At 61.3% G+C, this 6,890-nt stretch carries 5 protein-coding genes; 1 reads left to right on the plus strand and 4 read right to left on the minus strand.

Annotated features, from left to right (window positions below):
* Positions 1-70: 70 nt before the first annotated feature.
* Positions 71-1,231, minus strand: a complete 1,161-nt coding sequence (locus tag AC13EY_RS07440) for an AraC family transcriptional regulator (protein WP_228245030.1) — start codon at positions 1,229-1,231, stop codon at positions 71-73.
* Positions 1,232-1,354: 123 nt separating this feature from the next.
* On the opposite strand from AC13EY_RS07440, the gene AC13EY_RS07445 reads away from it, so the two are divergent.
* Positions 1,355-3,085, plus strand: coding sequence for an N-acyl-D-amino-acid deacylase family protein (locus tag AC13EY_RS07445; protein WP_228245029.1), 1,731 nt, complete (start codon positions 1,355-1,357; stop codon positions 3,083-3,085).
* A 60-nt stretch (positions 3,086-3,145) separates the two neighbouring features.
* On the opposite strand, the gene AC13EY_RS07450 is transcribed toward AC13EY_RS07445, so the two are convergent.
* The 3 genes from AC13EY_RS07450 to AC13EY_RS07460 form a co-directional block, all read right to left on the minus strand.
* Positions 3,146-4,468, minus strand: coding sequence for an amidohydrolase (locus tag AC13EY_RS07450; protein WP_228245028.1), 1,323 nt, complete (start codon positions 4,466-4,468; stop codon positions 3,146-3,148).
* A 25-nt stretch (positions 4,469-4,493) separates the two neighbouring features.
* Entirely contained in the window at positions 4,494-5,492 is a 999-nt protein-coding gene (locus AC13EY_RS07455) for a helix-turn-helix domain-containing protein (protein WP_228245027.1), read from the minus strand.
* A gap of 114 nt (positions 5,493-5,606) precedes the next feature.
* Positions 5,607-6,329: an MBL fold metallo-hydrolase gene (locus AC13EY_RS07460; RefSeq protein ID WP_323133547.1), complete on the minus strand. Its 723-nt coding sequence runs from the start codon at positions 6,327-6,329 to the stop codon at positions 5,607-5,609.
* Between the last annotated feature and the right edge of the window lie 561 nt (positions 6,330-6,890).

Raw genomic sequence — 6,890 nt, forward strand, 5'->3', positions numbered from 1 at the left:
TTTCACCCCCGCACGGCATAGGCAGCCCTGCGTTATGGGATCGTCTAGCTGCACTGCCAGCTCGGTGGTGTCATGCGCGTTTATTGCTGCGGCCTGGCTGAGAACGGTCGCTCTTGATTGGGTCAGGCCGCTTGCACTGGGCTGCTGGTTCGCAGCCTGTTGGGCATCCGGGGCCTTCCGAGCTGGGCTTGTAGGGTGAATAGCTCTTAAGTTCAGGAGGGGAGAGGGCGGTCGTCTGCATGAACTGCTGCCGCCATTTGGCCGGTGACACGCCCATGCGTCGCTTGAATGCGCGACTGAACGAGGAGAGGTCACTGTAACCAAGCCGGTCTGACAGGCTGGTAACGTCACAGCGTGATGCCTGAAGGTGCCAGCAGGCCATTCGGATGCGTGCATCCTGTACCAGATCACGAAAGCGGATATGCTCCTCTTGCAGTCGGCGTTGCAGGCTCCGCGGGTGCAGCCCAAGCTGTGCTGCAATGGTGTCGATGCTGATGTGCTGCAGGCCCGGCTGCTCGGTAATCAGGTTGCGAATCTGCAGCTCCAGACTGGTCTGCAGCCGCTCCCGGGCATAGGCCAGGTACTGCTCACTCTCTTTGCCGTCGTCGGATCGCGTACTGTCGAAGACAGCACTGAACATCGCTTCGGGGAACACCAGGCTGTCGTGTTCCTGATCGAACAGCACCTCACAGCCAAAATGGTTCAGATACTGCCTGAGTGGTCCGATCCGGCTGTGCGTAAAGGTGACGCGTAACGGGCGTTGCGGTTGACCAAGAAGCAGGCGTGCAACGCGCAAAAACGCCGCGACAGCCATCTCGTGATATTGCCGCGCATGCGAGTTTGGCTCGCTGTGTTCGGTGCGGATAATGTGGACCTGGCCGGCGAAGCTCTGCAGCTGCCAATGTTCGGCGCTGCTGTGCAGGCTCATGTAACGCTGCGCGATGCCGAAGGCTTCCTCCAGGGTAGTGGCATGGCTCACGACCTTGCCGAGCAGGCCCAGCATTTCAATGCCCTGGTGCTGCGCAACCCGCATGCCGAAATCCGGGCGCTGGAGATGCTCGGCTGCCTCGGCCAGCAGACGCTGCAGCTGTTCGATCTCGATCTGATGATCCTCGCTGTCGAGCAGTGCCGGATCGATACCGGCCTTACGCAGGAGCAGGTCGGCAGCGTCTCCGGCTTCGACGCGAAACCCGCTTATCGCCGCACTGCGTACAACATACCGGATAGTCATGGCGTCTCCTGCGAGCGCTATTGGCCAAGTTGCAGATTTGGCGGCGTGTCGCAAAATGTCAAGTTTTGCTCCGGGCTGTTGCCTAGTCTGACACTCTTAATAACAACAATAGAGGGTGTGGCCATGTTTGATGTGGTAATCAATAACGGCCGGCTATTCGATGGCACAGGTGCCCCGTCGCGTGTGTGCAACCTGGCAATTCGTGATGGCGTGGTCGCGGACATATCCGAACAGCCGCTGGATGAAGCCGGCGCTCGGGTGATCGACGCTGGCGGCTGCTGGGTCACGCCAGGTTTTATTGACACCCACACCCACTACGATGCCGAGCTGATTGTTGCGCCCGGTCTGTCGGAATCGGTGCGTCACGGCGTGACCACGGCCCTGATAGGGAGCTGCTCACTGAGCATGGTCTGTTCCGACGCCGAAGATGCTTCGGATATTTTCACCCGGGTTGAGACCGTTCCCCGAGAAAAGGTGCTGCCGATACTGCAGCAGAACAAGACCTGGCGTACCCCCTCCGAATGGGTTGGCTTTATCGAGCGCCAGCCATTGGGGCCGAACATTATCAGCTTTCTGGGCCACAGCGATCTGCGGGTGGCAGTGATGGGGTTGCACCGCTCCACCGATCGCGCCGTCAGACCCACCGAGGCGGAGTTGCTGCAGATGGAGTCGTTGCTGGAAGAAGCGCTGGACGAGGGCTTTCTCGGCCTTTCGAGCATGTGCCTTAAGTGGGACAAGATCGATGGCGACCGCGAGTGGTCCAAGAGCCTGCCCAGCACCTACGCGCGCTGGAGTGAGGTAAAACGGTTGAATGCGCATCTGCGACGCCGTGGTCGAGTCCATCAGGGCGCGCCGAATGCTGCCAACCCGCTGCAAATTTTTCAGTACCTGGGCGAGGCGCTGGGCGTGCTGCGCAAGCCGCTGAAAACCACACTGATTTCCATGCTTGACCTCAAGGGCAACAAGACGGTTGCGCCGATGGCCAAACTGGCGGCGCGGGTAACCAATTTGCTGGGCGGCGATTTTCGCTGGCAGGTGTTGCCGACACCCTTTGCGATTTATGCCGATGGCATTGACCATGTGGTGTTCGAGGAGTTTGGTGCCGGCGAAATGGCGCGTAACCTGAAGACCGAGGTCGAGCAGAACGCGCTGTTCAAGGACGAGGCCTACCGGCGCAAATTTCGAATGTTCTATTCGGAGAAGTTCTCGCCGCGCGTCTGGCAGCGTGACTTTGGCGACGCCATTATTCTTGATTGCCCCGAAAAGCGTTACGTGGGGCGAGACTTCGCCGACATTGCCGATGAGAAGGGGATGCACGTGGTCGACCTGTTCCTCGATCTGATGGTCGAATACGGCCGCAAGCTGCGCTGGTTCACCATCAGCGGCAACCACCGGGTTGACCGGCTGCGGACCATGGTCAGCAACCCCGATACGCTGATCACCTTCTCGGATGCGGGTGCACACATTCGCAATATGTCGTTTTACAACTTGCCGCTGCGCTTTCTGCAGCTGATCAAGCAGTCAATCGACGAGGGAAACCCGGCCATGAGCCTGGAGCGAGCTGTCCATCGCCTGACCGGCGAGCAGGCCCAATGGATGGGGATCGATGCCGGCACGCTGCGAGTGGGTGACCGTGCGGATCTGGTGGTGCTGGATCCGTCGCAGCTGGGTCAGCCACTGGATATCGAGACGTGGGCAGAGATGGAGGGCTTTGGGCTGGAGCGCATGGTCAACCGCAACGCGGGCATCGTGCGCAACGTGCTGATCAACGGAAAGGTTGCAGTGGAAGAGGGCGAGCCGGTAGCCGAACTGGGCAAGGCCCAGGGCTTCGGCCGGTATTTGCGGGCCAGGTAAGAGCGGTTGCAGCAGCTCTTGCTGCCCGGCCCGGACAACCCGGCGCCGGGCAGTCACTGATCAGTTTTCGTTCTGTGTCTGTTGCAGATAGTCGGTCGCCAGCATGCTCAGCGTTCGTATGCCGGTCACCAGCGCGGCGTCGTCAACCATGAACCCGGGGGAATGATTCGGCGCGGCCTTGCCCATCTGCTCCATTGGCGTTACACCCAAAAAGACAAACAGGCCCGGTGCTTGGTTGGCATAGAACGAGAAGTCTTCCGAGCCGGTGACCATCGGCGATACCACCACCCGGCCCTGTGCTGCACGGCGCAGGGTCGGCAACATGCGCTCAGTCAGTGCGGGGTTGTTGGTGGTGGTCAGGTAATTGTCGATGATTTTTACCTCGGCGCTGGCCCCAGCCGCTTGTGCAATTCCCTTTGCCGTGCGCTCGATACGCTCGTTGACCTGTTGCTGGACGTCATCGCCGAAGGTTCGCACGGTGCCGGTCATGACAACCTCTTCGGGGATGATGTTGTGCCGGCTGCCGCCATGAATGGTGCCAATGGTGACGACCGCAGGAGCGGGCATGATATTGGTCTGCCGGCTGACAACGGTTTGCAGTCCGTTGATGATCTGCGCGCTGGTTACGATTGGATCGACACCATCCCAGGGTTGCGCTCCGTGGGTTTGCTTGCCCTGAACGCGGATATGCAAGTCGCCGGAGCTCGCCATCACCGGGCCGCTGCGATAGCCGATCAGGCCGGTAGGCATGGCAGAGCTGACGTGCAAGCCAAAGACGGCATTTACCTGCGGATTCTTCATCACACCCGCTTCCACCAGTAGTCGGGCGCCGAAGTGACGCTCGCCATCGTAGGCATAGTCACTGGGGCCTTCTTCGGCAGGCTGAAAGATGAATTTCACGCTGCCCGGCAGCTCGTCCTTTACGCTGGCCAGTAACTCGGCGGTCGCCATGAGGATGGCAACATGGGCGTCATGGCCACAGGCGTGCATGACCGGGCGCTCCTCACCCAGATACGGCTGGCGGACGTTGGATGCGAAGGGCAGACCTGTTGCCTCAAGCACTGGCAGGGCATCCATGTCGGCGCGTAAGGCGACCACCGGCCCCGGCTTGCCGCCCTTCAGCAGGCCGACTACACCGGTGGTTCCAACGCCGGTCTGTACGTCCATGCCGAGTCTGCGCAGGTGCTCGGCGACTAGCGCAGCGGTGCGGTGTTCCTGATTACCCAGCTCAGGGTGCTGGTGAATGTCATGGCGCCAGGCAATGGCTTTGGGCGCAATGGTCTCGGCGCCGCTGACCAGGCGTTCGTCGAGTGCGTTATCCGTGGCGTTGGCTGCCAGAGCCAGGGGCAGAAGCAGCGCGGGAAGCAGGGTGCGGCAGCGCATGGGAGCGTCCTCTTGTTTTGGTTGTTTAAGGAGTAAGGTGTGGGCGCAGCTGGCTCGGTGAGCAGCCGAACCACAGGCGAAACTGTCGATAGAACTGACTGGTCTGGCGATAGCCGAGTAACAGTGCAAGGGTGGCATCGGCATGACCGCTGTGCAGATACTCCAGACATAGCTGCTGGCGAACGCTGTCCAGCAGCGCACTGAACGGCCGCTGCTCGGCGGTCAGCCTGCGCTGCAGTGTACGAGGTGCCACCGCCAGCAGGCTGGCGCAGCGTGAGAGGCGGGTTTCACCGCGGGGCAGCAGCGCTGTCAGTAGCAATTGCACGGACTCGCTCCAGTTGTGGCCGGAATGGGAGCGAATCAGCTGACGCTCCCTGCGTGCGAGGCGCGCAATATTGGGTTGCGCAGTATTCAGCGCACGGGCCAGTTCCAGCGCAGGAAACCGGAGTTCAAGACGTTTGGCACCTGCGAGGATCTCCACCGGGACACGCAGCAGACGCCGGCAGGCTTCACACGCGGCGTCAGAGAAACCGGCCATGGCCGCGCCGGCCTGCTGCAAGCCCAGCCCCTGGCAGATGCGCAGCAGCGCATACAGGGTCGCCAGCAACTGCTGTTCGGTGGCCTCTGCCTCCGGCGTTGGCGTTACCACGATTCGGGCCTGTGCGCCGCTTTGCTCCAGCGCCAGACTGGCCAGGTCGGTGTTTTGCTGAAAGTAGCGCTGACTCAAATTGATGGCATCACGCAGGGTGCGGGCGTTGCCCAGATAGGTGGTTGCCAGAAAGGTTTCGGAATAGTTCAGATAGCTGAAGGCGCGGACCAGCAGCCACGGATCCTGCTGTTCCTCGGCCAGCTCTGTCACCAGCTGGCGAATGGCTGCCAGCGGCACACGCCGGGCATGGGGCTGCAGCGTCAGATGGCTGCGTTGCAGAGCCGCCTCCAGGCTGTTGGCCGGTACACAGGCACGCAGGCCCTTGACGATCTTGTCGAGGTGCTCGCTGGACGCGGTGGGTGCAGTCTGTGCCATGGCGAAGATTAACCGGGCTGCTGAAAGGGTTCGTCCAGTGTCGCGAGCCCGACGCAGGCAAACAAGTGCGGATCGCGCCATCCTGTGCACAGACGCCGCTGGCACGGGAGTTGTTCAGGCCAGTTGGTAGCGATCCTCATGCTGAACCAGCCGACCATCGGCCAGCAGCTCGGCGAGGTGCTGGCTGATGGTCCTTCGCTCCGCGCCCTTAACCCAGGCTGCGTCGTATCCGGGCGGGTAGAGCAGACGTTGTTCAACCAGTTGGGACAAGGTGCGTGGACCGCTCCGCAGCATGGTCAGCAGCTTGCTCTCGCGCTCGGTCAATTTGGCAGTATAAATAGCCAGATCGTGCAGGAACTGTTCGCGGTCGGTGTAGATGCCGCGATGGTGCGAGGTGACCCAGACCTTGGCGGGAATGCGCGCAACGGCGTCCAGGCTGCGACGAAAATCCGCAAGGTTGGAGCAGGCGTCACCGTAGTAGGGACCGAATCCGGTCAGGTCGATATCACCGATAAACAGCACCTCTTCGGGCTCGATCAGCAGAGCGCAATGGCCTGCGGTGTGGCCGGGCAGGTGGAAGGCGGTGATACGGTTGCTGCCCAGATCCCAGAGCCCGCCGTCCTCATAGCCAATGGCGTCGGGGCGTGGGGTGTAATGGAACTTGCGCTCAAAGTTGGCGCGCATCGCGGCTGCCTGGCTCGGGTCCATGTCTCCGTAGGCAGCGAGCATGCCGTCCCAGCTCTGCACGGTCGGCAAGTCGAGAACATGGGCGTAGACGGGCGCATTCGGCAGGCGGTGCAGGCCGGCGATATGGTCTTCATGTATGTGCCCGAGCACCACCATCTCACTGTCGTCGAACGCCGGGCCGATGTGATTGGAAACCAGCGGCGTATCCAGCGCCGTACGGACCTCGCTACCGCGAATCAGGACCTGATTGCCGTCCGGGTACTAGCCGCTGCGCTCGCCAAAATAGACGGAGACACGACCGAAGTCGCGGTGGCTGACGGGGTGGCGGGCGTGTTCTTGAGCAGGCATGTGGGCGTCCATTTTGTGCGCGCGCGGCGGAGGCGGGCGATTGTTGTTGGACGTCCTTGTTACGGCAAGCGGCAGCACCGCGTCAAGTTTGCGGGGCTGGCAGCCTGGAAGAGCTGTCTCGCACCGGGTCGTCTGAACGCCCGGATGAGCGTTCGCCGCTCTAGGTTGGGGCTCGTGTCAGAATCATGTTTGCTCTCGGTAATGGCCCTTATCGGCAGGCGCACTAGGGCCTGTTAACGCTAATTAGCTTCAAGTCTCTCCATGTGTGATACTTCGCGCATGGAAATTACCCCCGAACAATTCTCGATCATTGAGCATTGCTTCCCGCGACAGCGGGGCAACGTAAGTCTGTCCAACCTGAAC

The organism is Halopseudomonas sp. L-58, assembly GCF_056859475.1.

What these genes read in the sequence shown, in the direction of transcription:
- AC13EY_RS07440 (WP_228245030.1), bottom strand. Translation starts at nt 1,231, where the DNA reads ATGACTATCCGGTATGTTGTACGCAGTGCGGCGATAAGCGGGTTTCGC.
- AC13EY_RS07445 (WP_228245029.1), top strand. Translation starts at nt 1,355, where the DNA reads ATGTTTGATGTGGTAATCAATAACGGCCGGCTATTCGATGGCACAGGT.
- AC13EY_RS07450 (WP_228245028.1), bottom strand. Translation starts at nt 4,468, where the DNA reads ATGCGCTGCCGCACCCTGCTTCCCGCGCTGCTTCTGCCCCTGGCTCTG.
- AC13EY_RS07455 (WP_228245027.1), bottom strand. Translation starts at nt 5,492, where the DNA reads ATGGCACAGACTGCACCCACCGCGTCCAGCGAGCACCTCGACAAGATC.